The following is a 24,579-nucleotide window of genomic DNA, read 5'->3' on the forward strand; positions in this document are numbered from 1 at the left end:
GCGGATTCTTGTCAGTCACACCCGTTGTGAGCGAAACCGATCAACTGTGGGAGCTGGCTTGCCACTGAAGAGGCCATGAGCCTCACCGCCAATCTCGGATCAAACCCCGGTTTTCGGCGACTTCAACGAGTCATTCCCGGTCACGGTCGCCGCTTCGGCATTGGCCTTCAGCCGACTCAAGTCCTCACCGGCACGCTGAATCTTCGCTCGCACGTTGTCCATGTCCTGGCGGCTTTTTTCCAGCAGGCTTTTCGCCGAGCTGTGGCCAGTGATGCCGCGAGCCAGGGCAACGCCGCCGATCGCCACTTGAATCAAACCGAAGATGCCGCCGCGACGCAGGCCCTTGCCCACCATCACCACGCCACCGGCCAGGGAACCGATGCGCTCCCAACCCTGCACATTCTGTTCGGTGTGCGTCTGGAACGGGGTGGATTCGATACGCTCAACGCGTTTGAGTTCGCTCATGATCTGTCTCCAGGCAGGATCGGGAATGGATAGTTAAGCTGACTGCCGGGGCGGTCAGCTCGTTCCATCGGATGTGCGGCGATTCAGCGGAATTTCGGCCCCGAACGGGTGTTGAGCCCCTTGGCCATGCGGTCGTAAAGCACAACGTTGACCGTAGCGGCCAGGTTCATGCAACCGGTGGTCGGGATGTAGACCACGTCTTCGCACCAGTCGCGAATCTCTTTATCCAGCGAGCCGTCTTCCGGACCGAAGATGTACAGCGCGCGGTCCGGGTGCGTGTATTCCGGCAGCGGGCGAGCGCCTTCCACCAGCTCCACGGCAACGGGAACACAATTGAGGGGCAGGATTTTTTTCAGGTCGTCGATGCCGATCAGCGGGATGTCGTAGTGCACGCGCTTGGTGTCGGTGACGAAATCGGCGGCGCGCTCATAGCGCTTGCCGGTGTAGAACACCGACGCCACGCCGTAGCAGCCAGCGGCGCGCATCACCGAACCGACGTTCTCCGGTGATTTGGGGTTATACAAACCAATGCAGCTGTACCGTTTGTCTGCCACGAGCGAAGCGCCTTTCAGGAAAAAAGCGCGATTATACGGGGTTTGCGGGCGGGCCGCTGATTCGGCGACAGGCTCACTGTGTCGCCGGCGTCAGCGCCTTGATCCTGTCCATCATGGCATTCCCGGCCTTGTCGATCTGGTCGTTTTCCGGGGTTTTGCTGGCGGACCCGTCGGTATCGACGCCGGCCAGGATTTCGGCAAGATTGTTGAAGTGACCGGTTTTCTTCTCGGTGTCTGCGGAATCCTTGCTGCCATTGGCATACTGATTCAATGCGTCTGCCAACGTCATGTGCTGAGACAGCCACTGCGGTGTGTTTTTCTCTTCTGGACTCATGTTTTCGAGGAAGTTCAACGCCGCCTTGGCCCGACCGACCGGGTCATTGGCGAAAGGGTCTTTCCAGTTTTTCTTCTGATCATCGGGGCCGCTGTAGTGGCCAGACGCCAGTCGAGCCTGCTGTTGCATCAGCCCTCTGGCCGTATCCTGTTCGTCCTTCGAAAACAGTCCGCCTTCATTCGTCGCGACGGCATTGAGTGAACGACGATCCAGGTCACCCATCAGCGCATTGCGGTCTTCGACGCTGCCGCTGTAGGGCTTGTCGCCGGCATTCATTTGCGCGTATTTCTGATCCATGCGTTTGCGCGCATCGGTGGCCACTTCTTCGAATGTCTTGCCCGCTGAGCTGGAAACCGCGCCCGGTCGGGTGACACCCAGCACCAGGGCATCAGCGTTCATGCCAGCACGCACCGGAAAAAACGGTGCATTGTTGGCAATCGAGCCGCTGTAATCGGCGGCTGTTTTAGAGAGGCTCAGCGAGTCTTCATTCCTTGTTTTGCTGGCCGTCTGCTCGCTGTCACGGGCGATGGATCTGGCCTTCGCCTCGGACGTGTTGTTGTAGGCCACGATAGCGGCGCTGTTGAAGGTAGAAGTGACGTTCATAAAACGGGCCTGTCCATGTATGACGCGGTTCAGAGGCAACGTGAGCGTTCAGGGGCTTTGTTGGCGCTCAATGTATTGAACCTGATACATGGCAAGAACAGTGCCATCATGGGGTGGTGGCCATGTGATGGGCGCTTTGTAATGGTCTGGACACATTGCAGCTTGGGAAGGGGCGGGAAGTTTTTTGCCGTTAGCGGCAGGTTGTCGCCGGCTGCCGTCAGGTTTTGCCGGGTTATTGACACGATCCCTGCAGGAGCGAGCAATCTCGCTCCTGCAGGTGGTTTTCAGTCTTCTTTTTTCATCAGGCCCGCCAAAGCGGCAAACGGGTTATGGGTGGCCTTGGCGATTTTCGGCGTGCTCAGCGAGCCTTCGTCGAAATACTGCTGGTCGGTGTAGCGCGAATGTTCGTTGTCGTGGCAATACAGGCACAACAATTCCCAGTTCGAACCATCCTGAGGGTTGTTGTCGTGGTTATGGTCACGGTGGTGCACGGTCAGTTCGCTCAAGCGCTTGCCGGAGAACTCACGGGCGCAGCGGCCGCATACGTGCGGGTACATCTTCAGGGCCTTGTCGCGGTAACCCATTTCCTTGTCGCGCTGGTTGTCGGCGAGGATGCGATCCAGCTTCGAGGTATTGGTCGGGGTGGACGAACTCATGGGTTCACCTTTGTAAAAGACTAATGACGGTTATGACGTAAGTTTAGCTTAGCCCTTGAGCTTCTCGGCAATCCAGATGGTGTGCCGGGTGCCCTTGTTGCCATGGGCGAAGACTTGCACTTCCTCGGCCTTGAAACCGGCCTTTTTCAGCTTGTCGGAAAATTGCCGGTCGGCGCTGGCCGACCAGACCGCCAGCACGCCCTTGGGCCGCAGGGCCTTGGCGCAGGCGCTCAAGCCGCCAGCGGAGTACAGCCAGCTGTTGGCCCTCTGGGTCAGGCCTTCGGGGCCGTTGTCGACATCGAGCATGATCGCATCGAAGCCCTGCGGCTCGGCTTGCAGCACTTTGGCCACGTCTTCCATGCGGATGACCGTGCGCGGGTCGAGCAGCGGGTTGCCGGACTTTTCGCCCAACGGCCCGCGATTCCACTCGACCACGCCGGGCACCAGTTCCGCGACCACCACTTCGGCGGTCTTGCCCAGATGCTTGAGCGCCGAGGCCAGGGTAAAACCCATGCCCAGGCCGCCGATCAGCACCCGTGAATTCGGGCGGCCGGCGACCTTGCGGCAGGGGATTTCGGCCAGCGCATCCTCGGAGCCGTGCATGCGCGTGTTCATCAGTTGCCCGCCGTCACCCCCCTGGATCTTGATGACGAAATCCTCGCCGTACTCGAACAGGCACAGGGCTCCGCCATTTTCAGGGATTGGCGCGGTGTCGAGCAGTACGAAACGTTTCATGGGGTTCTCTTGAGAAGAATTGGCAAGACGGGGAGGGCAAACGCGCGCAGTTGGGAGTAGCCTGCACATGACAACAAGGCCAACGGAGCCATTGATGAAGCGCACCATTCTAACGGTCATTGCCCTGGCCGCGCTCTCGATTACTGCAGTGCAGGCCCAACAGCAGCAAACCACGCCCGTCACTCCCGCGCCGCTGCCCGGCTCGCCTGGCACCGCGACGCCCACACCCTATCCGCAAATCAGCCCGGCGCCCATGCCGAAAGTCGGCCCCGGCAGTGGTGGTCCGCCATTGGTGCCGATCGAGATGCCCAGCCCGCCGACCAAGGACCAACCGGTGCCCGGGATTGAGCCCAACCCGCCGAAAACCAAATCGCCCGGGGGTTAGACCTGCTGTAAAAGCAGTTGCCCGTCGGCCATGCGCAAGCGTTTGGAGAGCGAAACGGCGAGGGCCCGGATGATCTTGGCGGCGATTTTTGGCGCGTCGTTGAGCATCTTTTCCAGGGAGTCCTTGCCCAGGTTGAGCAACTGACAGTTGCTCGCGGCCACACAACTGGCCGAGCGACGTTCGCCGTCAAGCACCGCCATTTCGCCGAAGGAGCGTCCGCTGCGCAGGGTTGCGATGGTCACCAGTTGTCCGTCGCCGGTGGTCTTCTGTACCGCCACTTGCCCGGTGTGGATGATGCACATGAAGCTGCCGGCATCGCCCTCATGGAAAATCTCTTCGCCCTGGGCAATGGTGCTGATGCTGAAATAGCCCGAGGCGGCGGCGAAGTCCGCTGGCAGCAATTGGTTGAACAGGCCGCAGTCCATCAGCCAGTCGCGGATTTCGTTGTTGAGCAAGGTCGGTTCTGACATGTCGTGCGGTCTTTTTGTTGTGTCTGATGGCGGCTTTTTGAGTATCCCCAATCCCTTGTGGGAGCGAGCCTGCTCGCGAAGGGGTCTGCACATTCAAGATCAATGTTGACTGATTCGACGCTTTCGCGAGCAGGCTCGCTCCCACAGGGATCTTCGTTGTATCGGGTCCGGTGTGCTGGTCTTGAGACCGGTTCGTCGGGCCAAGTTCCTCAGGCGATCCCCAAAACCTTAAACAAAAATGCGTATTCGAGTGCTGCGTCACGCAATCCCTGATACCGACCACTCATCCCGCCGTGCCCGGCGCCCAATTCGGTCTTGAGCAGCAGGGCGTTGGAGTCGGTTTTGGTCGCACGCAATTTGGCCACCCACTTGGCGGCTTCCCAGTACTGCACGCGGCTGTCGTTGTAGCCGGCAATCACCAGCGTCGCCGGATACGCTTGGGCAGAGACGTTTTCGTACGGGGCGTAGGCCTTGATCCGATCATAGACGTCCGGTTCTTCGGGGTTGCCCCATTCGTCGTATTCAGTGACGGTCAGCGGCAGGTCCGGGTCGAGCATGGTGTTGAGCACGTCGACGAACGGCACTTCGGCAATCGCCGCGCCGAACAACTCCGGTCGCTGGTTGAGCACCGCGCCGATCAGCAGGCCACCGGCACTGCCACCGCTGATCGCCAGTTGCGCGGCACTGGTAAAGCCATTGGCGATCAAGTGTTCGGCGCAGGCGATGAAGTCACTGAACGTGTTGTGTTTGTGTTCCTGCTTGCCGGCGCGATACCAGGCTTCACCCAGTTCACCGCCGCCACGCACGTGAGCGATGGCAAACGCCATGCCGCGATCAAGCAGGCTGAGGCGTGCGTGGGAGAACCACGGGTCGAGGCTTTCACCATAGGCGCCGTAGCCGTACAGATACAACGGTACCGGTTGGCCGAGCGCTTCGCGTTTGACCACCAGGCTGATCGGCACCTGCGTACCGTCTGGCGCGGTGGCCCACAGGCGCTGGCTGACATAGGCGTCGGCGTCGAACGGGCCGAGCACCGGGGTTTGCTTGAGGACTTTTTGATCGCCCGTGTTCAGTTCCAACTGGCGGATTTGCGCCGGACGGTTCAACGCTTCGTAGCGCAGTCGAATCCGCTCGCTGACGAACTCCAGGCTGTTTTGCACATGCAGGCTGTAGGCCGCGTCCGGCAGTTGCACCCGGTAGCTCGGCAGGTCTTGCGGGTGCACTTCGATGATCGGCAAGCCGCCTTCGCGCAGGCTGAGCGTCATGGCCCCGGCGTTCAGGCTCATGCCGTCGATCATCACGGAGTCGCTATGGGGGATCAGGCTCTGCCAATCGGCTTCGTTCGGTGCCACACCACTGTCAACCGCGGTGTACAAGGCGAAGTTGATGCCGTCGCGGTTGCTGCGGATGAACCAGGTCCATTGGCCGTCGCGTGCGCCGTGATCGACGTCGTACTCGTGATCCTCGACCCGTGGCGCGATGCAGCTGAAGGCTTGCTGCGGCTGGTTGGCGTCCAGCACCCAGACTTCGCTGGTGGTCTTGCTGCCCAGGGACAGCAGCAATTGCTGTTCGGAACTCGCGCGGTAGCAATGCATGAAGAACCGGCCGTCCGGCTCATGAAACACTTCTTCGGCCGCCGTGCCGTCGAGGCGATAGCGGTACAGCTTGTGCGGACGATGGGTGTCGTCCAGCTCGCCGAAAAACAGGGTCAGGCTGTCGTTGGCCCAGGTCATGCTGCCGTCGCAGTCCTGGAACTCCAGTTCGCTGACGCGGCCGTCGGACAATTCCTTCACGAACAGCGTGTAAATCTCATCGCCCGTTGAGTCGACGCTGTAGGCCAGGCGCTGATGGTCCGGGCTGATGCTGAATGCACCCAGGGAGAAAAAGCCGCCATTGGCCAACAGGTTCGGGTCAAGCAGCAGTTGTTCCCGGCTTTCATCGAGTTGCAGGCTGTCGTCGGCCGGGCGCGGGCAGCGATAGTGGCGGGAATATTCGTCACCCGCGGTGGTGCGCGTGTAATACAGGTAAGGTCCCCACGGGGAGGGCAGGGACAGGTCGGTTTCGAGAATCCGGCCCTTGATCTCTTCGAACAGGGTTTCACGCAGCCCGGCCTGATCGGCGGTTTGCGCCTCCTGATAGCTGTTTTCAGCCTTGAGGTAGTCGAGCACTGCATCGGTATCGCGCTCTTGCAGCCAGGCATACGGGTCGGAACCTTCGGCCTTGTGGGCAACCGGAGCGTCGCAAAGGGTGGCGGATAGCGGCATGGAGGACTCTCGAACTGAATACGGAATAGGGTTTTAAACCTGTGGGAGCGAGTTTGCTCCGGGCGGCGTTCCGACGATAGCGTTCTGACAGTCAGTATGGATGCTGGATGTGCTGGCCTCATCGCGAGCAAGCTCGCTCCCACAGGTACTGTGTCCCGACCGGCTGCCATTGATGCAGCCTGAAGGACGAAAAGTCGTTATCATAAGCGCCTCTTTGCCTGCCTTGCCATGGACACCATGACCGAGAACGACTATCTGATCGCTTGGGGCCTCTACGCCTTTGCCGCTTTGGGCTGCCTGTTGGTGTGGATGCGTATCACCCGCTGGATGTGGCGTTGGCTGCGTGAGCCGCTGCGGTTGCTGGTGGCGGTGCTGCTGTTTTCCCCGACCATCATCGACCCCGTGAAGGAAAAGGTTGCCCCGGCCATCGCCATTACAGCCCTTGATCTGTTGTTCAAGGTCGGCAACAACGCGTGGCGGGCGATCTCCGATCTGTTCATGTACGGCATGATCGCGTTCGGCATTTACCTGGTGTTCGTGGCGATTCGCTTCCCGATCGAGCGCGCTTCCAATGCGCGCAAGGAAAGGGCCGCCGCCGCCAAAGCGGCCGCGCTTGCCGAGGAACCGGAAGAGGAGCGTGCCTTTGGCGGCGCTGGCGACGATCGCCATGGTCGTCCCCCTGTTCCGAGCAATCCCCAGCGTATGCGGGTTGAACCCCGTCTGTAACGTCGCCCCTGGCTTGAAGCGAGAGTCCGAGCATGTGTGAATTATTGGGCATGAGCGCCAATGTGCCGACCGATATTGTGTTCAGCTTCACCGGGTTGATGCAGCGTGGCGGCCGTACCGGGCCGCATCGCGACGGCTGGGGCATCGCCTTCTATGAAGGTCGGGGCTTGCGTTTGTTCCAGGACCCGGCGGCGAGCTGCGAGTCGGAAGTCGCGAACCTGGTTCAGCGCTACCCGATCAAGAGCGAGGTGGTGATCGGGCATATCCGCCAGGCCAACGTCGGCAAGGTCTGCCTCTCCAATACCCACCCTTTCGTACGCGAGTTGTGGGGCCGTAACTGGTGTTTCGCCCATAACGGCCAACTGGCGGACTTTAAACCCGGCGCCAGTTTCTATCGTCCGGTGGGCGATACCGACAGCGAAGCGGCGTTCTGCGATTTGCTCAACCGCGTGCGTGCGGCGTTCCCCGAGCCGGTCGAGGTCGAGGAACTGCTGCCGGACTTGGTGGCCGCGTGTGCCGAATACCGTAGTAAAGGCGTGTTCAACTGCCTGCTCAGCGACGGCGACTGGCTGTTCTGCTATTGCTCGACCAAGCTGGCGCAGATCACCCGCCGAGCCCCGTTCGGCCCGGCCCGCCTGAAGGACGTCGATGTCATCGTCGACTTTCAGGCTGAAACCACCCCCAACGACGTGGTGACGGTGATCGCCACCGAACCCTTGACCGAAAACGAAACCTGGACCCGCTACGAACCGGGCCAATGGAGCCTGTGGCGACGCGGCGAATGCGTCAGCCAGGGCAGGACCGAATAAGGATTCTTCCCCATGTTGCTCAGTTACCTACGGCTGGTGTTGTTCGCGGCGGGCCTGTTGATCGGTGTCCAGGTGCCGGGGTTCATCAATGATTACGCCAAACGGGTCGAGGCCCACCTGATCGAAGCGCAGGCCAGCTTGAGCGGTTTTCAGGGCACGGCCAATCAGTTCTTCAAAGGCGATATGCAGGCCCTGGTGGCCCATTATCGTGCCAGCGAAGACCCGATTTTCCGCAGCGACGCCGACAGCCTGAGCAACCTGCTGACCCGTCAGCTGGCGCTGGACAAGCAGTTCCAGGCGATGCAGGGCCCTTGGTACATCCGTTTCCTGCAAGTGGTACTGGCCGCCGATCCGGATATTCGCAAGGAAACCTGGAATGGTTACAGCTACCAGATCCTGTTGACGCCGGAAGCGATGATCTGGGGCATGAGCGGCGCGATGTTGCTGTCGTTCGGCCTGGAATGCCTGTTCCGACTGATTGACTGGGTGGTGCTGGGCGGCAAGCGCTTGCGCCAGAGCCGGCCGATCGAAGAGCGGGATCTGCGGGGCTTGTAAACAAGGCCGTTGTGGCGAGGGAGCGTGCCCCCTCGCCACAAGGTTTGCTAGTCCGCCAGTACGATGTAGCTTTCTCCCACCCTGCGCGCATACCCCTCCAGCACCTGCTGACACAACGCCACAATCTCCTCGACCCACTCCGCGCCCACCCGCCACGACACCACCACTTGCAGATTCGGCGGACGCTGGTCGATGGCCAGCAAGGTCAATTCCCCGCGCGCCAGTTCCTCGGCCACCAGCACGGGCGGCAACGCACCAATCCCGAAGCCATCGCGCAACAATCGGGTAATCGCCGATACCGAGTTCACACAATTGAGGCGCGGCGCCATGACGCCGTTGGCCTGCATCAGCGCGAGCACTTCCTGGTGTGGATGAGAGTTTTTCGAGTAAGTGATGATCCGTTCATTCGCCAGATCGGCGATGCCTGAATACTCACGGTTGTAGAGGGAATTGCTGGCGACGATCCAGCCCATCGGATGGCTGGCCAGTTCCAGGCTGCGGACGCTTTCCTGGCGCAACAGGTCGGTTTGCAGGATCACATCGAGAAAACCTGTTTGCAGCTGATCGCAGAGGTTCAGCGAGGTATCGGCCACCAGCTCGATTTCCACCAGCGGATAGTGATCGGTCATCTGTGCCACCAGCGGGCTGAGCCAGGTGTGGATGACCGTGTCCATCACACCGATGCGCACGCGCCCGGCCTTGCTCGAACGGTTCTCGATCGACTGCCGCAACGCTTGCATGGTGTCCATCATCTGCTCGGCATAATCGAGCACCTTCAAGCCCTCCGGCGTCAGGCTCACGCCACGGGAATCCCGCAGAAACAGCTTCACCCCAAGTTCACCTTCGAGCACGGCGATGCGGCTGGAGATCGACGCCTGGGTGGTGAAGAGTTTGTCTGCGGTGAGGCGAAAGCTCTTGAGTCGGGCGACCCAGACGAAGGTCTCGAGAAACTTCAGGTTCATGGGATTGGCTCGGGGGGATAAAGATTTCTTATGTCTAGGGCGGGTTTTTATTAGTTGGACGCAGCAGGGCAAGCGGCCCAAAAATCGATGCATCCGGTTCCCACGATAGGCGTCGTCGGGGCTCAGAACAATACCAATAAAATCAGCGCGGAGATTTGCCATGAGTGCGCCCGACACCCCCTTCACCCCGAAAGCCGTGGCTCGTCCGGGACCTTTCGACTGGTATCGCAACATCAATCAGCAGGAACGCCGCACCTTCTGGAGCTGCAAGATCGGCTATGGCCTGGATGGCATGGACACCCAGATGCTCAGCTTCGTGGTGCCGACCCTGATTGCCATGTGGGGCATCACCACCGGGCAGGCCGGGCTGATCCACACCAGTACCCTGATCGCTTCGGCCATCGGCGGTTGGGTGGCGGGCATTCTCTCCGACCGCATCGGCCGCGTGCGTACCTTGCAGCTGACGGTGTTGTGGTTTGCCTTCTTCACCTTCCTCTGCGGTTTTGCCCAGAACTACGAACAGCTGTTGATCGCCCGCACTCTGATGGGCTTCGGTTTCGGTGGCGAGTGGACGGCTGGCGCGGTTCTGATGGGCGAAGTCATCCGCGCCCAGGATCGCGGCAAGGCCGTCGGCATGGTGCAATCCGGCTGGGCGCTGGGGTGGGGGCTGACGGCCATTCTCTATGCGCTGTTGTTCTCGGTGTTGCCGGCAGAAGATGCCTGGCGCGCGCTGTTCATTCTCGGCATTGTGCCGGCGATTTTCGTGATCTTCGTCCGTCGCCTGGTCAAGGACCCGGAAATCTACCGCGAGGCCAAAGCCAGGCAGGAGCCGAGCAACCCGTCGAAGTTCTACGAGATCTTCGCCCCCGGCATGCTCTTCACCACGTTTCGCGCTTCACTGCTGACCACCGGCGCGTTGGGTGGCTACTACGCGATCACGTCCTGGTTGCCGACCTTCTTGAAGAACGAACGCGGTTTGAGCGTACTCAATACGAGCGGTTATCTGGCGATGGTGATCGTTGGGTCCTACGTGGGGTACGTCATCAGTGCCTATTTGACTGACATCCTCGGCCGCAAAAAGAACTTCATCCTGTTCGCCGTCGGCTCGTTCACCATTGTGCTGCTCTACACCCAACTGCCGGTCAGCAACGGTGTGATGCTCTGGCTGGGCTTTCCGCTGGGTTTCTTCGCCTCAGGCATCTTCAGCGGCATGGGCGCGTTCCTGACCGAGTTGTTTCCGACGCGGATTCGCGGTTCAGGCCAGGGCTTTTGCTACAACATCGGCCGGGCGCTGGCGGCGTTGTTCCCGCTGCTGATCGGTTTGCTCAGCCAGAAAGTGCCGCTGAGTGTGGGAATCGGTGCCTTTGCGGCGGTTTCCTACGGCGTGGTGATCCTCGCGGCCCTGAGTTTGCCGGAAACCCGTGGCAAGCAACTCGACGCCCAGTAACTGATAATCTGCGGGCCTGTCTTACAGATATGTCCCGCAGCAAAAAAGAATAATGCCTACAGGAGTGTTCACCGTGAGCCGCCTGCTATTGAACTGCGACATCGGCGAGAGTTTCGGCAACTGGACCATGGGTCTCGACGCCGAGGTCATGCCCTTTATCGATTGCGCCAACATCGCCTGCGGCTTCCATGCCGGCGACCCGAGCATCATGCGCAAGACCGTCAGCCTGGCCCTCAGCCATGGCGTACAGATTGGCGCCCATCCCGCCTATCAGGATCTGGTGGGCTTCGGCCGCCGCTCCATGGCTTACGCCGCCCAGGAACTCCAGGACATTCTGCATTACCAGATCGGCGCCCTCGATGGCATTTGCCGGGCCCAGGGTGGTCGGGTCAGTTACGTCAAACCCCACGGCGCGATGTACAACGACATGATGGCCAACCCGGCGCAATTGCGTGCGGTGTTGCAGGCCGTGGCCAGTTATGACCGCAGCTTGCCGTTGATGTTGATGGCCACCCGCGACAACAGCGCCGCGCAGCGGATGGGCGATGAATACGGCGTGACCCTGTGGTTCGAAGCCTTTGCCGATCGCGCTTACGACAGCGCCGGCATGCTGGTATCACGGCAACTGCCGGGCGCTGTGCATCATGATCCGGAGAGAATCATCGAGCAGGCGCTGATCATTGCCCGTGGCGACCATCTCACCGCCAGCGACGGCAGCGCCTTGCATTTGCAGGCCAACACCCTGTGCGTACACGGCGACAACGCCAGTTCGGTGGCCGCCGTGCAGCGCATTCGCGAGGCCTTGAATCAGCAGCGCGCGTCATGAAACTGCGGGTGGAAGTGGTCGCGCTGGATTGTCTGATGGTGCGTCTGTTCGATGAAATCGCCGAAGCCAACATGCCATGGATGCTCGCCGCCAGCGAAAGTCTGCGCAGCGCTTTCGGTGAACATCTGATCGATCTGGTGCCGTCCTACACCACGTTGATGGTGCATTACGACCTTGTCGCGATGAGCCCGGCCCAGGCACGGGAGTTGATTGCCGCAGCCTTGATCGATCTGTCGCCCAACGCGCGTACCCGCGGTACCTGCCATGTCCTGCCAGTCTGGTACGACTTGAGCGTCGGCCCGGAGCTGAGCCTGTTGGCACAGCGCAGCGGGTTGACGGTGGCAGAGGTGATCCGTCGGCACAGCGGGCGTGAATATCAGGTGTTCGCCCTGGGTTTCGCGCCGGGCTTCGCTTTCATGGGGCTGGTGGAAGAGGTGCTGGCCGCGCCGCGCCTGGACACCCCGCGCAAGAGAGTCGCCGCTGGCAGTGTCGGCATCGCCGAACGGCAAACGGCGGCCTATCCGGTGGTGTCGCCGGGGGGCTGGAACCTGATCGGTCGCACCCCGGCCAAGCTGTTCGACCGTCACCGCGACGGCTACAGCCTGATGCAGCCGGGCGACACCGTGCGTTTCGAAGCGGTGGATCACGCTGAGTTCATCAACCTGGGCGGTGATGACACGCCACTGGAGGGCCAGGTATGAGCCATCTGACGATTGAAGCCAGTACACCGCTGTGCCTGTTGCAGGACGCCGGGCGCTTTGGCGTGCGGCACCTGGGCGTGACTCAGGGCGGAGGGCTGGATTGGCGTTCGCTGTCCTGGGCCAACTGGCTGCTGGGCAACCGGCTGGATGCACCGGTGATCGAAATCACCCTCGGCGGGTTCACCGTGGTGGCCGAGGATGATTGCGTGCTGGCGCTGGCCGGGGCCGATCTTGGCGCGCAGGTGGACGGTGAGGCGCTGGCGCCGTGGCGCAGCTTCAGATTGCACAAAGGTCAACGGCTGCAATTCACCCAACCGTTACTCGGTGCCCGGGCCTATCTGGCCGCGCCGGGCGGGTTTGACGCGCCGAAGGTGTTGGGTAGCAGCGCGACGGTGGTACGCGAAGCACTCGGTGGCCTGGATGGCATGGGTCGCCCGTTGGGCAAGGATGACTCGCTCGGTTATTCGGGCAACTCGGTGATGCTGCTGCGGGAGTTGCCGGCGGACCTGCGACCGGATCTGAACCCCGATACGCCGTTGGACCTGGTGCTGGGAGCGCAAATCGGTGAGTTCAGCGGTCAGAGCCTGTTCGATGCGTTCAACAACCCATGGCACCTCGACAGTCGCGCCGACCGGATGGGCATTCGCCTGTTGGGCACGGCGTTGCAGTACCAGGGCAAGCCGATGATTTCCGAAGGCATCCCGCTGGGCGCCGTTCAGGTGCCACCGGACGGGCACCCGATCGTGCTGCTCAATGATCGGCAGACCATTGGCGGCTATCCACGATTGGGGGCGTTGACGCCATTGGCGCTGGCGCGGCTGGCGCAGTGTTTGCCGGGGGCACAGGTGCGGTTGCGGCCAGTGGTGCAGGATGTGGCGCATCGCGAGCAGGTCGAGTATTTGAGCCGGTTCAGTTGACCCTTGTGGGAGCTGGCTTGCCAGCGAAAGCGATCTTGAGCCTTGCAACGACAGATCGGACGCCTTCGCTGGCAAGCCAGCTCCTACAGGACAACGGGATTACTTGGAAAGAAACCGCATCCCTTCTTCCAACCCGCGAAGGGTCAGCGGATACATCTGGTCCTCGACCAAGTCCCGCACAATGTTGGTCGAGGAGGTGTAGCCCCAGGTGTCTTTCGGATACGGGTTGATCCAGATGAGCTTCTTGAACTTCTCCTTGAAACGCTGCATCCACACGTAGCCGGCTTCTTCGTTCCAGTGCTCGACGCTGCCGCCGGGTTGGGTGATTTCGTAGGGCGCCATGGCGGCGTCACCGATGAAGATCACTTTGTAGTCGGCACCGTACTTGTGCAGCAGGTCCTGGGTCGACGTGCGCTCGGACGTGCGGCGCATGTTGTTCTTCCACACCGATTCATAAATGAAGTTGTGGAAGTAGTAGTACTCCAGGTGCTTGAACTCGGTCTTGCAGGCCGAGAACAGCTCTTCGCAGATTTTCACGTGGGCGTCCATCGAGCCGCCGATGTCGAACAGCAGCAACAACTTCACCGTGTTGCGTCGCTCTGGACGCATCTGGATGTTCAGCAGGCCGGCGTCCTTGGCGGTGTGATCGATCGTGCCATCGATGTCCAGTTCTTCGGCCGCCCCTTGGCGGGCAAACTTGCGCAGGCGGCGCAGGGCAACCTTGATGTTGCGCGTGCCCAGTTCCACCGAGTCGTCGAGGTTCTTGTATTCGCGTTGGTCCCAGACCTTGACCGCCTTGCCCTGGCGCTTGCCGGCATCGCCGACCCGGATGCCTTCCGGATTGAACCCGCCTGAGCCGAACGGGCTGGTGCCGCCAGTGCCGATCCACTTGTTGCCGCCGGCATGACGTTCCTTCTGTTCTTCCAGGCGCTTCTTGAACTCTTCGATCAGCTTGTCCAGACCGCCGAGGGACTGAATCGCCGCCCGCTCTTCATCGGTCAGGGAGCGTTCGAATTCCTTGCGCAGCCAGTCCTCGGGGATCAGGGCCTGCAAATGGTCGTCGAGCTTTTCCAGGCCGTTGAAGTACGCCCCGAAAGCCCGGTCGAACTTGTCGAAATGCTTTTCGTCCTTCACCAGGATCGCCCTGGACAAGTAATAGAACTCGTCCATGTCGGCGAAGGTCACGCGCTGTTTCAGCGCGTTGATCAGGTCCAGCAGTTCGCGCACCGAGACCGGGACCTTGGCGGCGCGCATTTCATTGAACAGATTGAGCAGCATGGCATTTGCCCCGGATGATCAACGACTGCCGCGACGGCTCATGAATGCCAGGCGCTCAAGCAGTTGCACGTCCTGTTCGTTTTTCACCAAGGCGCCGGCCAGCGGCGGTATGGCCTTGGTCGGATCGCGTTCGCGCAGCACGGCTTCACCGATATTGTCGGCCATCAGCAGTTTCAGCCAGTCCACCAGTTCGGAGGTCGAGGGTTTCTTCTTCAGGCCCGGCACCTTGCGCACGTCGAAGAACACATCGAGGGCTTCGCTGACCAGGTCTTTCTTGATGTCCGGGTAGTGCACGTCGACGATTTTCTGCAGCGTGACGCGGTCGGGGAAAGCGATGTAGTGGAAGAAGCAGCGGCGCAGGAAGGCGTCCGGCAGTTCTTTTTCGTTGTTGGAGGTAATGATGATGATCGGGCGTTTCCTGGCCTTGATCGTCTCGTCGATCTCGTAAACGTAGAACTCCATCTTGTCGAGTTCTTGCAGCAGGTCGTTAGGGAACTCGATGTCGGCCTTGTCGATTTCGTCGATCAGCAGGATCACTCGCTCTTCGGACTCGAAGGCTTCCCAGAGCTTGCCTTTTTTCAGGTAGTTGCGTACGTCGTGCACCTTGTCCACGCCCAGTTGCGAGTCACGCAGGCGGCTGACCGCGTCGTACTCGTAGAGGCCCTGGTGGGCCTTGGTGGTGGACTTGATGTGCCAGGTAATCAGCTTGGCGCCAAAGGATTCGGCCAGTTGCTCGGCGAGCATGGTCTTGCCGGTGCCCGGTTCGCCCTTGACCAGCAACGGCCGCTCCAGGGTGATGGCGGCATTGACCGCCAGCTTCAGGTCATCGGTGGCGACGTAGGCCTGGGTGCCTTCGAACTTCATCTGCTAATCCTCGAACGGTAACGCCGACCTGAACGAGGCAGGGCGGGGCGCAATAAAATAGTCAGCCCCGACTATAACGCGGGGCCCGGTCGACTGTGAACGCAGACGGCTTATTCAGTCTCTGAATGGAGCGTCACATCCTGACTGGGTCGCGGCGGTTGCCGGGCAGCGTCTATTCACTGTCGATTTCTGGCTATCAACCGGCATCCGGCTTGGGTCTTTCATAGCGGGCGTTGAATGCCTCAATGAATCCATTGCGTAAAATCTGCAAAAACGCCTGGAACGCGCTGATATCTTGGCGATGTACGTTGCCACTGAGTTCCACTCGGGTGGCAAACTGGTTCTTGCCCTGGTTTTTCAGCACGGTCTCGGAGCCACCGACAATGGCCTCCCAGATGGAGCGGAAAATCCCTTTGTCCTTGTTTTCGACGTCCTGCTGCCAGTTGAACACGTCGACATCCCTGAGCAGCGGTTTGATATAGCCCGTCAATTTGGCGTTTTTGGCCTGCGCTTCGATGACCACATCGCCATGGCCGGCATTGAAATCGAACTTGCCGTAGGCCGAAGCAAAGTCGTTCATGCGTTTGAGTTCGATGTCCTTGGCCCGCAGGCGAAACTCGAAGTCTTCGAAATTGCTCAACGGGTCGAAGGTCGCGGTGGTTTCCAGCGGCGCATGCCCCAGCAACAGGGCTTTCCCTTCGAAGCGGGCGTCGCGTTTGCCTTGGGTATCAACCACGTTGGTCAGGTTGTAGAGGCTGGCGTTGACCTTGGTGGCGTTCATGTTCACCGGTGGTTTGGAATTGAAGTTGCGGAAGCTGATCTTGCCATCGTCAATTCGCACTTCGTTCAGTGTGATCGGCAGCAGTTTGCCCAGTTGCGCGCGCCAGTCGGTGCCCCGACCCGTCTGGGAGTTCTGCTTGTTGGCCCCACCATCGACGAAGTTCACCTCGGGGTTGATGAACTGCACCTGTGCCACCACTGCATGGTCGTACCAGAGCGAGTGCCAACTGACCGAGAGGTCGATCAGCGGTGCATTGACGAACGGCACTGGCACCTTGCCGTCGACCTTGACGATTTTCAGGCCGTTGATTTTGTAGGCGCCACGCCATAAGGCCAGGTCGACGTCAGTGACCTGACCACGGTAATCGCCCATGTCCGCCAACTTATCGTTGAGGTAATTGCGCACCAGGTAGGGCAGGGCGATATGTAGGGCAACCAGCAGCACGACGAGGCCTGCGAAGGTCCACAAGGGCCAGCTGTATCGACGTTTCATGATGGCAATTCTCTGGCGAACTATAGCGATTGACTGCGGTGGCCCGCGGACGTTCGCCTGACTGGACGCCCACGACCAACAGGCATACCTTTGTGCGCTTATCAAATGCTGTAGTAAGGACCCAGTCATGAGCCGCATTTTCGCTGACAACGCCCATTCCATCGGCAATACGCCGCTGGTACAGATCAACCGTATCGCCCCGCGCGGTGTGACCATCCTGGCCAAGATCGAAGGGCGCAACCCCGGTTATTCGGTCAAGTGCCGCATCGGCGCGAACATGATCTGGGACGCCGAAAGCACCGGCAAACTCAAGCCTGGCATGACCATTGTCGAACCGACCTCGGGTAATACAGGCATCGGCCTGGCCTTCGTCGCCGCCGCTCGTGGCTATAAATTGATGCTGACCATGCCAGCGTCCATGAGTATCGAGCGACGCAAGGTGCTCAAGGCCCTGGGTGCCGAACTGGTACTGACTGAACCGGCCAAGGGCATGAAAGGCGCGATCGAAAAAGCTGGCGAAATTGTGGCCAGCGATCCGTCGAAATATTTCATGCCGGCGCAATTCGAAAACCCGGCCAACCCGGCCATCCACGAAAAAACCACCGGCCCGGAAATCTGGAACGACACCGACGGCGCTGTCGATGTGTTGGTGGCAGGCGTCGGAACGGGCGGAACCATTACCGGCGTTTCGCGGTATATCAAGAATACCCAGGGCAAACCGATCATCTCGGTCGCGGTGGAACCCGCGGTATCGCCGGTGATCAGCCAGGCAATGGCCGGTGAAGAGATCAAGCCGAGCCCGCACAAGATCCAGGGCATCGGTGCCGGTTTCGTGCCGAAGAACCTGGATCTGTCGATCGTCGACCGGGTGGAGCTGGTCAGCGACGAGGAGTCCAAGGCCATGGCCCTGCGCTTGATGCAGGAGGAGGGGATTTTGTGCGGCATTTCCTGCGGGGCCGCGATGGCGGTGGCGGTACGGCTGGCCGAAACCCCGGAAATGCAGGGCAAGACCATTGTGGTGATCCTGCCGGATTCCGGTGAGCGTTACCTGTCGAGCATGCTGTTCAGCGATCTGTTCACCGAGCAGGAGACTCAGCAGTAACACCCGGGCGCCGGACGGTGCTGCCGCAGGGACGCGTGCCCTTACATCGCGGGAGGCTGATTCAGATCAGCGGATGTTCAAGAGTCTTATGCTAAATAGGCATTTATTGCGCAATCCTCAACACTGAATGTTGAATCCCGCGGGTGTTTACTGAGGCCGGTAGTGTTTATCATGCCGGCTGCCGCGCCGGGTGAATGGCGTTGTGCAGAAGTGTCTATTTCCAAGGAGTTGTTGATGACCTTTTCCTTTGCCGCGAAAGCGTCATTGTTGCTGCTGTTTGTGGGCAGCACCCTCTATGTGCATTTGCGTGGCAAGGCACGGTTGCCGGTGCTGCGACAGTTCGTCAATCATTCGGCGCTGTTCGCACCCTACAATGCCCTGATGTACCTGTTCTCCGGCGTGCCGTCGAAACCCTACCTGGATCGCAGCAAGTTCCCTGAACTGGATGTGCTCAAGGACAACTGGGAAGTCATTCGCGACGAGGCGATGCACCTGTTCGACGAGGGCTACATTCGCGCCGCCGAGAAGAACAACGACGCCGGTTTCGGCTCGTTTTTCAAGAAAGGCTGGAAGCGCTTCTACCTCAAGTGGTACGACAAACCCTTGCCGTCGGCCGAGCTCCTGTGCCCGAAAACCGTGGAGCTGGTCAGCCGCATTCCCAACGTCAAGGGCGCGATGTTTGCGCTGTTGCCGGGCGGCAGCCACCTCAATCCGCATCGCGACCCGTTCGCCGGTTCCCTGCGTTATCACCTCGGCCTGTCCACGCCGAACTCCGACGATTGCCGCATTTTCGTTGACGGTCAGGTCTACGCCTGGCGCGACGGTGAAGACGTGATGTTCGATGAAACCTACGTGCACTGGGTCAAGAACGAAACCGAGAAGACTCGCGTCATCCTGTTCTGCGACATCGAGCGACCGCTGAGCAACCGTCTGATGACCCGTATCAACCGCTCGGTCAGCGGCCTGCTGGGGCGTGCAACCGCGCCGCAGAACCTTGACGACGAGCGCGTCGGCGGGATCAACCAGGCCTATGCCTGGAGCAAGCGCTTCAGCGACAAACTCAGCGGTGGGATCAAGCAGTGGAAGCGTCGCAACCCCAAGGCCTACCGAGTGCTGCGCCCGGTGTTGGCAGTGGTGGTGCTGACATTGTTGGGGTATTGGTTGTTTGGTTGAATAACTGGTCGGCACCGGCAAGCCAGCTCCTACAAGGGACCGTGTCGGTCACCTGATACCTGTAGGAGCCAGCCTGCTGGCGATGCGCTTAAGGGCGCTGCGTTTATCCAGACCACACGCGTTATCGTTGACGACCTTCGCTGCGATGCGGCGACCCGACAAGCCAGCTCCTACATTGATCGCTTGTCCTGCCAATCCCTGGTGGAAAAATCAAAGAAGTTCGCACGACAACCTCGACGCTTTACCTTCAACGCAACTTATTGCAATTGATGTCTCGCGCTGGTTATAGTCGGCGCACCGTGAGTTTCAGTACTCACTTTTTCATTCCTCGAGAAAAGATCAGCCCATGCCTGCATCCCTCATCAACGCGGTAGTCGATTCAGCGGTCAACGCTGGCGTCGTGCCGTGCGGGAATCAGCAGCCGGGGCAGATCAGTCATTACCCCCCTCCTGTCAGTCGCACGCCAGTGTGCGCGGTGGTCTCGCCGCCAGGTGTTGGCGTTTCGGGCTGATCAGCGTTTTCTGCTGCTCCCCGGTGCCTGCCTGAAAAAAAACACGACTGAATTTCAGCTACGGCTGAGTTGGCTTCTTGCCTGACTACAGGTGGTATTCATGTTTGTCCTTTCGAAAAAGTCCGCGCTCGCGGCGGCTTCCACGAGTCTGTTCGTCCTGCTGTGGAGCAGTGGGGCGATCTTCTCCAAATGGGGGCTGGCTCATGCGTCGCCCTTTGCCTTTCTGTTCATTCGCTTTGGCATTGCCTTGTGCGGCTTGATCCTGCTGGTGCCCTTGCTCAAGCTGAAATTGCCCAAGGGCGGCAAACCGATGCTGTATGCCATGGCCACCGGGGTGGTGTTGCTGGGGACTTATCAGATTTTCTATCTGCTGGCCCTGGACCTGAAAGTCACCCCCGGCGTGATGGCGACGATCATGGGCGTGCAACCCATTCTCACCGTGGTGATCATGGAGCGTCAGCGATCAGCCAGCCGGATGTTCGGCCTGTCGCTCGGTCTGGCCGGGTTGATCATGGTGGTCTATCAGGGCATCGGCCTGGCCGGCATGTCGCTGGCCGGCATGCTCTTCGGGTTGCTGGCGCTGGTGAGCATGACCTTCGGCTCGATCATGCAAAAACGCATCACCGACAATCCCCTCGGCACGTTGCCGGTGCAGTACCTCGCCGGGTTGCTGTTGTGCGGGATATTCGTGCCGTTCCAGCCGTTCCACTTCGAGCACGGCAGCGGTTTTATCGTGCCGGTGTTGTGGATGGGCCTGGTGGTATCGGTATTGGCGACGCTGTTGCTCTACCGCTTGATCGCCCGGGGCAATCTGGTGAACGTCACCAGTCTGTTTTACCTGGTGCCGGCGGTGACCGCAGTGATGGACTATCTGTTTTTCGGCAACCGCTTGGCACTGCTGAGCCTGCTCGGCATGTTGCTGATCATTGTCGGTCTGGTGTTTGTGTTCCGTAAGACGGCGTAAATATGAACAGGCCCGGCGTGTTGCGCCGGGCCTGTCATGCCGTGACTTGGCCAGTCCAGATCATTCACCCCCTGATGAAGTGACTCAGCCTCTAGCAAGGCGGAACGGTCTGACCGCATTCCAGGACCCTTCCTACATCAATCTGTTTGCCCCGTTGTTAACGTGCCCGCCAAATTTTTGCGTGCACAACCAGGGACGGTTTGCACATCGCGCTTGATAAGGGATAAGCGTATGTTCAGGTCGGCCAATACGGCGCATTTCGCGCTGCACATTCCCGCTGTTCGTAATGATTTCAAGGTCCTCGCCTTTGACGGTGTAGAGGCCATCAGCGCCTTGTACGCGATCCAGGTTGAACTGGTCAGCGAAAACCCGAATGTCGATCCGGAGAGTCTGCTCGGTCAGCCCGCATTCCTTCAGTTCGGTCTCAACGGCGAAGGTCTTCATGGCCATATCGAAGAGGTGGTCGTCGGTGAAACCGGCAAGCGTCTGACCCATTACCACCTGTGCCTCGTCCCGGCGCTGCACTACTTGCAGTTCAGCCACGACCAACGGATTTTCCAGAAGCTGACGGTGCCGCAAATCATCGCTCAGGTGCTCAAGGGGCACGGCATTCAGGCCGATGCGTTCACCTTCCATGTCAGCACCAGCCCGGAGCGCGAATACTGCACTCAATACGGGGAAAATAATTATGAGTTCCTCCAGCGTCTGTGCGCCGAGGACGGTATCGCGTGGCATTTTCAGTATTCGCCGAACGGTCATGTGCTGGTGTTCACCGACGATCAGACCTGGTTCCCGACACTGGCCGATACACCCTATCTACAAGATTCCGGCATGGTGGCGGATCACCCCGTGGTCAACCAGTTCTCCATGAGGTATCGCAGCCGCACCAGCACCACGACGCGTAGGCACTATGACTTCCAGCGCCCGAGTGTGATGCAGGAAAGCCGCTTCGCTGCCGAGTTCAGTCCCGTGCTCGAAGACTATCGCTACCCCGCACTGATCAAGAACGAGAAGCACGGCGACCAACTCGCTCGCCAGGCCCTGGAGCGGCACCGTGTCGATTACCGGCTGTTCGAGGGCCAGAGCGATCAGGCGACGCTGCGCAGTGGTCACTTTTTTACCCTGACCGAGCATCCGCGCGAACGCTGCAACGGTCTGTGGCTGTTGCTTAGCGTGACACACGCTGGAAAACAGCCACAGTCTCTGGAAGAGGCGATCACCAGCGACGTCCAATCCGAGGACGGCTTTACCCAAGGCTATCGCAACAGCTTCAGCGTCATTCCATGGGATGTGTTTTACCGACCGCCGATACGTACGCGAAAAATGCCACTGGTGAGTCAGACCGCCCGGGTGACCGGACCTGCCAGCGAGGAGATCTATTGCGATGAGTATGGTCGGGTCAAAGTCGAGTTCCATTGGGACCGGGCCGGACTCAACAGTGAAAGAAGCAGTTGCTGGTTGCGGGTATCCAGTAACTGGGCAGGTGAGAATTTCGGCTCTGTGACCATTCCGCGTGTCGGCATGGAAGTGGTCGTGACCTTCCTGGAGGGCAATCCCGATCATCCGCTCATTACCGGTTGCGTGATGAACAAGGTCAACTCGGCGCCCTACCCACTGCCCGAGCACAAAACCAAAACCGTATTGCGCAGCCACAGCTCCCCGCACACCGGGGGGTACAACGAGCTGTCGCTCGAAGACCGCGCCGGGCAGGAAAAAATCTACCTGCGGGCGCAGCGTGACTTCGAACAATTGGTTCTCAATGACAGCGACACCCGGATTGGCCGCGACCGTTTCGAGCAGGTGGATAATCACAGTACCTGCCTGATCAAGGGCGACGAGTCGCATACCACCCAAGGCGCGCGCAATACGGTGATCGGCGGCGATGAGCTGATCAACATCACCCGCAACAGCAGCACGACCGCAGAGGGCGCCTGGGTGATTCAGGCCGGGCCGCAGGCCCGTGTCACTGCCAACAACGTGGTGATTGATGCGGGGGCCAGCCTGACGCTCACGGCTGGCGGCCATCACCTGGTCATCAACTCCGCGGGGATTTTCAACAGCGTAGCCCTTGTCGAAGGCGGGGTGCCGGTACCCGGGATAGCACCGCAGGCGGCTGGCTCATTACTCCCCGTAGCGTCGCAACAGCTTGCGCTATCACTGGCCGCGCAAAAACGGGCATTGGCTCAGGCGGCTCAGATGGCCGCACCGATTTGCGCCGTGTGTCAAAAGCTAGCGGAGAAACGGACATGAGTCAGGCGTATCTGCTGCTGGATCGAACCCGCATTGAACGTCTGTCCGAGCGGCTGTTTGAGCTGGGGAGCACGACGTTCCGGTCACTCTACCGCAACACCGCTTATGGCCCATTGGAGGAAGTCGGGCCGGTCCTGGTGCCTGTTTCTCCCGATAGCCCGCTGGCCCAGCACTTTTTCCAGGAGTGGAGCACGACCTGCGGCATCTGGCTGGAGTCAGAGGCGCAGGAAGAGGTCGTGCTTGGGCATTTACGCAGCCTGATTCACGTGCGTGTCGAAGGGGATGTCACGGTCCTGTTCCGTTACCACGACCTTCGAATCGCGGCCTTGTGGCTAACCTCGCTGCCCGCTTTCGAGCGTGATCGCTTGATGGGACCTGTGCGACTGATCCGGCTCCCGGAACTGGAGATCCACCAGGAAAATCCCGATCAACCCGCTGCACTCTATGCGCATGAGCCCTGGCTGTTGCTGTCCGCGCATCAGCTGGAGCACTTGGGCAGCGCCCAGCGTCAGCACTTCGCTCAGCAGTTGATCGAACACGGTCAGCACTACTTTCCCCAATACCTGCAAGGGCTGGACGCCGGGGCATTGCAACAGTGGGCGTTGCACTGCCAGCAGCATGCCGGCCGTCACGGGTACAGCGCCATCGATGAGGTCCTGTTCTGGGCTCGCTTCCAGGCTTTGCTGGGCACCGACTTTCCCGATGCGCCGGCTCACGCCAGTTACCGAAACATGTTGACCGAGCCCGGCCTGTCGCCCAGGCAACGGCTGGATAACCTGAACGCCGAACTGACGCGGCGGCAGGTCACCGACAAGGAGTTCTCCCTATGAGCGCAGAGCAACTGGCCTGGATTGATCGAGCCGCCCAGGCCGAGCGCGCCGCCAAGGCGCAGCCTCACATCGATATCAACTGTACGCTGATGCCGTGCCCCGCCAGCCAGGCGGAGCTTTTCGTCGTGCCCGTGCGTTATGCCCTGGCCGAGGAAAAGGCCGAAAACCCCTGCTGCGCCCCCGGCGTGTCCACCCAGGGCCGGCCCATGGCGGTGCGACGCCTGCGTGCCGGGTTTGTTTATCTGTGGCAGGACCAGGGGCCGCTCAAGCGTTATGGCGTCTCGCGCTCTGGCCAGTTCAAGGAACAGGCACTGGACGAGGATGAAACGCTGCTGCTCAACGCTCCCCTGTCGGGGTTGGCGTTGGAAAAAATCCACGATGCCTGGATGCTCTACAGCGAATTCCCCTTGAACCCCGAGTACTGCAAGGCGCTGAGTGACAGCAGCGCCAAGCGCCATGAACACATGCGCCATATCGCCCTGCGTACCGTGGCCAACGAACTGCAAGCCAAGCATTGCCCGCCGCTGGAACAAGCCGCCGAGGTGATGGCTGAATTGCTCCCCGACACCTTCGCCCGCGCCCTGAAAGCGGACCTGAAGCGGGGCGCCGAGGACACCGACGCACTGGGCGAGGCCGTGATGAAGGACCCGACGCCACGCAACATTAAGGCCTACACCGACGCCATGCACCGTGCTCGCGAGCGCGAGCGCGTCCTGGCCCTGCACCCCGACGTCAGCGACCAGCCGCCGGGCCAGTGGAGCGCCGAGCCGTGGGAGGGGCAGGGCACTCAGGACTGGCTGGACGGCGCCAATGCACAAACCGAGGGGCTGTTCGCCGTCTTCGCCTGCCTCGACGACGACCTGGGTGTGCTGCGTGACATCAATCACGAACAGGAATGGCTGGAGGCGAACCACGAAAAATGGCT

Annotated in this window: 26 protein-coding genes; 15 read left to right on the plus strand and 11 right to left on the minus strand. The window is 60.3% G+C overall.

The features are described 5' to 3' along the window. Positions 1 to 99: 99 nt before the first annotated feature. The 5 genes from JQF37_RS04425 to JQF37_RS04445 all read right to left on the minus strand — a co-directional run bounded on the left by JQF37_RS04425 (position 100) and on the right by JQF37_RS04445 (position 3,347). Positions 100 to 465 carry a DUF2892 domain-containing protein gene (locus tag JQF37_RS04425; RefSeq protein ID WP_130208560.1) on the minus strand — a complete coding sequence of 122 codons (366 nt, stop codon included), beginning with the start codon at positions 463 to 465 and terminating at the stop codon, positions 100 to 102. An 83-nt stretch (positions 466 to 548) separates the two neighbouring features. Further along, positions 549 to 1,019 (minus strand): RNA methyltransferase, encoded by a 471-nt coding sequence (locus tag JQF37_RS04430; RefSeq protein ID WP_007911337.1) that lies wholly within the window; start codon positions 1,017 to 1,019, stop codon positions 549 to 551. A gap of 73 nt (positions 1,020 to 1,092) precedes the next feature. Then, positions 1,093 to 1,956, minus strand: a complete 864-nt coding sequence (locus JQF37_RS04435) for a hypothetical protein (RefSeq protein WP_189340431.1) — start codon at positions 1,954 to 1,956, stop codon at positions 1,093 to 1,095. A gap of 284 nt (positions 1,957 to 2,240) precedes the next feature. Beyond that, the gene (locus JQF37_RS04440) at positions 2,241 to 2,612 is read right to left on the minus strand and encodes a YajD family HNH nuclease (protein ID WP_007898702.1); all 372 of its coding nucleotides are present in this window, start codon (positions 2,610 to 2,612) and stop codon (positions 2,241 to 2,243) included. Positions 2,613 to 2,660: 48 nt separating this feature from the next. Then, complete coding sequence (locus JQF37_RS04445) at positions 2,661 to 3,347, minus strand: hypothetical protein (protein ID WP_130208558.1); 687 nt, start codon at positions 3,345 to 3,347, stop codon at positions 2,661 to 2,663. A 94-nt stretch (positions 3,348 to 3,441) separates the two neighbouring features. On the opposite strand from JQF37_RS04445, the gene JQF37_RS04450 reads away from it, so the two are divergent. Then, positions 3,442 to 3,732 carry a hypothetical protein gene (locus JQF37_RS04450; protein WP_130208556.1) on the plus strand — a complete coding sequence of 97 codons (291 nt, stop codon included), beginning with the start codon at positions 3,442 to 3,444 and terminating at the stop codon, positions 3,730 to 3,732. Here JQF37_RS04450 and JQF37_RS04455 read toward each other — a convergent pair. Together JQF37_RS04455 and JQF37_RS04460 are read right to left on the minus strand one after the other, a co-directional pair. Then, entirely contained in the window at positions 3,729 to 4,202 is a 474-nt protein-coding gene (locus tag JQF37_RS04455; RefSeq protein ID WP_103405204.1) for a cyclic nucleotide-binding domain-containing protein, read from the minus strand. The genes JQF37_RS04450 and JQF37_RS04455 overlap by 4 nt on opposite strands. A 209-nt stretch (positions 4,203 to 4,411) precedes the next feature. Further along, positions 4,412 to 6,466 carry a S9 family peptidase gene (locus JQF37_RS04460; protein ID WP_130208554.1) on the minus strand — a complete coding sequence of 685 codons (2,055 nt, stop codon included), beginning with the start codon at positions 6,464 to 6,466 and terminating at the stop codon, positions 4,412 to 4,414. A gap of 228 nt (positions 6,467 to 6,694) precedes the next feature. On the opposite strand from JQF37_RS04460, the gene JQF37_RS04465 reads away from it, so the two are divergent. Genes JQF37_RS04465 through JQF37_RS04475 form a run of 3 tightly spaced genes read left to right on the plus strand, consistent with a single transcriptional unit; the run spans position 6,695 to position 8,556 of the window. After that, positions 6,695 to 7,192 (plus strand): MFS transporter, encoded by a 498-nt coding sequence (locus JQF37_RS04465; protein ID WP_130208552.1) that lies wholly within the window; start codon positions 6,695 to 6,697, stop codon positions 7,190 to 7,192. Positions 7,193 to 7,224: 32 nt separating this feature from the next. Further along, positions 7,225 to 8,001: a class II glutamine amidotransferase gene (locus JQF37_RS04470; protein ID WP_130208550.1), complete on the plus strand. Its 777-nt coding sequence runs from the start codon at positions 7,225 to 7,227 to the stop codon at positions 7,999 to 8,001. A 12-nt stretch (positions 8,002 to 8,013) separates the two neighbouring features. Beyond that, positions 8,014 to 8,556: a DUF2937 family protein gene (locus JQF37_RS04475; RefSeq protein WP_047526869.1), complete on the plus strand. Its 543-nt coding sequence runs from the start codon at positions 8,014 to 8,016 to the stop codon at positions 8,554 to 8,556. Positions 8,557 to 8,603: 47 nt separating this feature from the next. On the opposite strand, the gene JQF37_RS04480 is transcribed toward JQF37_RS04475, so the two are convergent. Continuing rightward, positions 8,604 to 9,518, minus strand: coding sequence for a LysR family transcriptional regulator (locus tag JQF37_RS04480; RefSeq protein ID WP_130208548.1), 915 nt, complete (start codon positions 9,516 to 9,518; stop codon positions 8,604 to 8,606). A 160-nt stretch (positions 9,519 to 9,678) separates the two neighbouring features. Here JQF37_RS04480 and JQF37_RS04485 point away from each other — a divergent pair, with 160 nt between their 5' ends. The 4 genes from JQF37_RS04485 (at position 9,679) to JQF37_RS04500 (ending at position 13,409) form a co-directional block, all read left to right on the plus strand. Next, positions 9,679 to 10,965: an MFS transporter gene (locus JQF37_RS04485; protein WP_130208546.1), complete on the plus strand. Its 1,287-nt coding sequence runs from the start codon at positions 9,679 to 9,681 to the stop codon at positions 10,963 to 10,965. A gap of 73 nt (positions 10,966 to 11,038) precedes the next feature. Continuing rightward, positions 11,039 to 11,791: a 5-oxoprolinase subunit PxpA gene (locus JQF37_RS04490; RefSeq protein WP_130208544.1), complete on the plus strand. Its 753-nt coding sequence runs from the start codon at positions 11,039 to 11,041 to the stop codon at positions 11,789 to 11,791. Next, positions 11,788 to 12,492, plus strand: coding sequence for an allophanate hydrolase subunit 1 (locus JQF37_RS04495; protein WP_130208542.1), 705 nt, complete (start codon positions 11,788 to 11,790; stop codon positions 12,490 to 12,492). The genes JQF37_RS04490 and JQF37_RS04495 overlap by 4 nt, the downstream gene beginning before the upstream one ends. Continuing rightward, positions 12,489 to 13,409, plus strand: coding sequence for a biotin-dependent carboxyltransferase family protein (locus JQF37_RS04500; RefSeq protein ID WP_130208540.1), 921 nt, complete (start codon positions 12,489 to 12,491; stop codon positions 13,407 to 13,409). Before JQF37_RS04495 ends, JQF37_RS04500 begins: the two co-directional genes overlap by 4 nt. A gap of 99 nt (positions 13,410 to 13,508) precedes the next feature. Here JQF37_RS04500 and JQF37_RS04505 read toward each other — a convergent pair whose 3' ends face one another. The 3 genes from JQF37_RS04505 to JQF37_RS04515 form a co-directional block, all read right to left on the minus strand. Next, positions 13,509 to 14,687: a VWA domain-containing protein gene (locus JQF37_RS04505; RefSeq protein WP_130208538.1), complete on the minus strand. Its 1,179-nt coding sequence runs from the start codon at positions 14,685 to 14,687 to the stop codon at positions 13,509 to 13,511. An 18-nt stretch (positions 14,688 to 14,705) separates the two neighbouring features. Beyond that, complete coding sequence (locus tag JQF37_RS04510; protein ID WP_130208536.1) at positions 14,706 to 15,551, minus strand: MoxR family ATPase; 846 nt, start codon at positions 15,549 to 15,551, stop codon at positions 14,706 to 14,708. A 196-nt stretch (positions 15,552 to 15,747) separates the two neighbouring features. Further along, entirely contained in the window at positions 15,748 to 16,824 is a 1,077-nt protein-coding gene (locus JQF37_RS04515; protein ID WP_130208534.1) for a DUF748 domain-containing protein, read from the minus strand. A 127-nt stretch (positions 16,825 to 16,951) separates the two neighbouring features. Here JQF37_RS04515 and cysK point away from each other — a divergent pair, with 127 nt between their 5' ends. From cysK to JQF37_RS04550, 7 genes are all read left to right on the plus strand, one after another. Further along, positions 16,952 to 17,926 carry a cysteine synthase A gene (gene cysK / locus JQF37_RS04520; RefSeq protein ID WP_047526884.1) on the plus strand — a complete coding sequence of 325 codons (975 nt, stop codon included), beginning with the start codon at positions 16,952 to 16,954 and terminating at the stop codon, positions 17,924 to 17,926. Between the two features lie 234 nt (positions 17,927 to 18,160). Continuing rightward, positions 18,161 to 19,099: an aspartyl/asparaginyl beta-hydroxylase domain-containing protein gene (locus tag JQF37_RS04525; protein ID WP_130208532.1), complete on the plus strand. Its 939-nt coding sequence runs from the start codon at positions 18,161 to 18,163 to the stop codon at positions 19,097 to 19,099. Between the two features lie 346 nt (positions 19,100 to 19,445). After that, on the plus strand, positions 19,446 to 19,610 hold the full coding sequence (locus tag JQF37_RS04530) for a hypothetical protein (RefSeq protein WP_177329315.1): 165 nt from the start codon (positions 19,446 to 19,448) through the stop codon (positions 19,608 to 19,610). Positions 19,611 to 19,710: 100 nt separating this feature from the next. Then, positions 19,711 to 20,574, plus strand: a complete 864-nt coding sequence (locus tag JQF37_RS04535; RefSeq protein WP_130208530.1) for a DMT family transporter — start codon at positions 19,711 to 19,713, stop codon at positions 20,572 to 20,574. A gap of 231 nt (positions 20,575 to 20,805) precedes the next feature. Then, positions 20,806 to 22,824 carry a type VI secretion system tip protein VgrG gene (locus JQF37_RS04540; protein WP_130208528.1) on the plus strand — a complete coding sequence of 673 codons (2,019 nt, stop codon included), beginning with the start codon at positions 20,806 to 20,808 and terminating at the stop codon, positions 22,822 to 22,824. Continuing rightward, on the plus strand, positions 22,821 to 23,654 hold the full coding sequence (locus JQF37_RS04545) for a DUF4123 domain-containing protein (protein ID WP_130208526.1): 834 nt from the start codon (positions 22,821 to 22,823) through the stop codon (positions 23,652 to 23,654). The genes JQF37_RS04540 and JQF37_RS04545 overlap by 4 nt, the downstream gene beginning before the upstream one ends. Next, the coding region (locus JQF37_RS04550; RefSeq protein ID WP_343227663.1) for a toxin VasX at positions 23,651 to 24,579 on the plus strand (929 nt) is incomplete at its 3' end. The genes JQF37_RS04545 and JQF37_RS04550, both read left to right, overlap by 4 nt.

The sequence above is a fragment of the Pseudomonas sp. MIL9 genome, from assembly GCF_016887925.1.
Lineage (GTDB): Bacteria > Pseudomonadota > Gammaproteobacteria > Pseudomonadales > Pseudomonadaceae > Aquipseudomonas > Aquipseudomonas mohnii.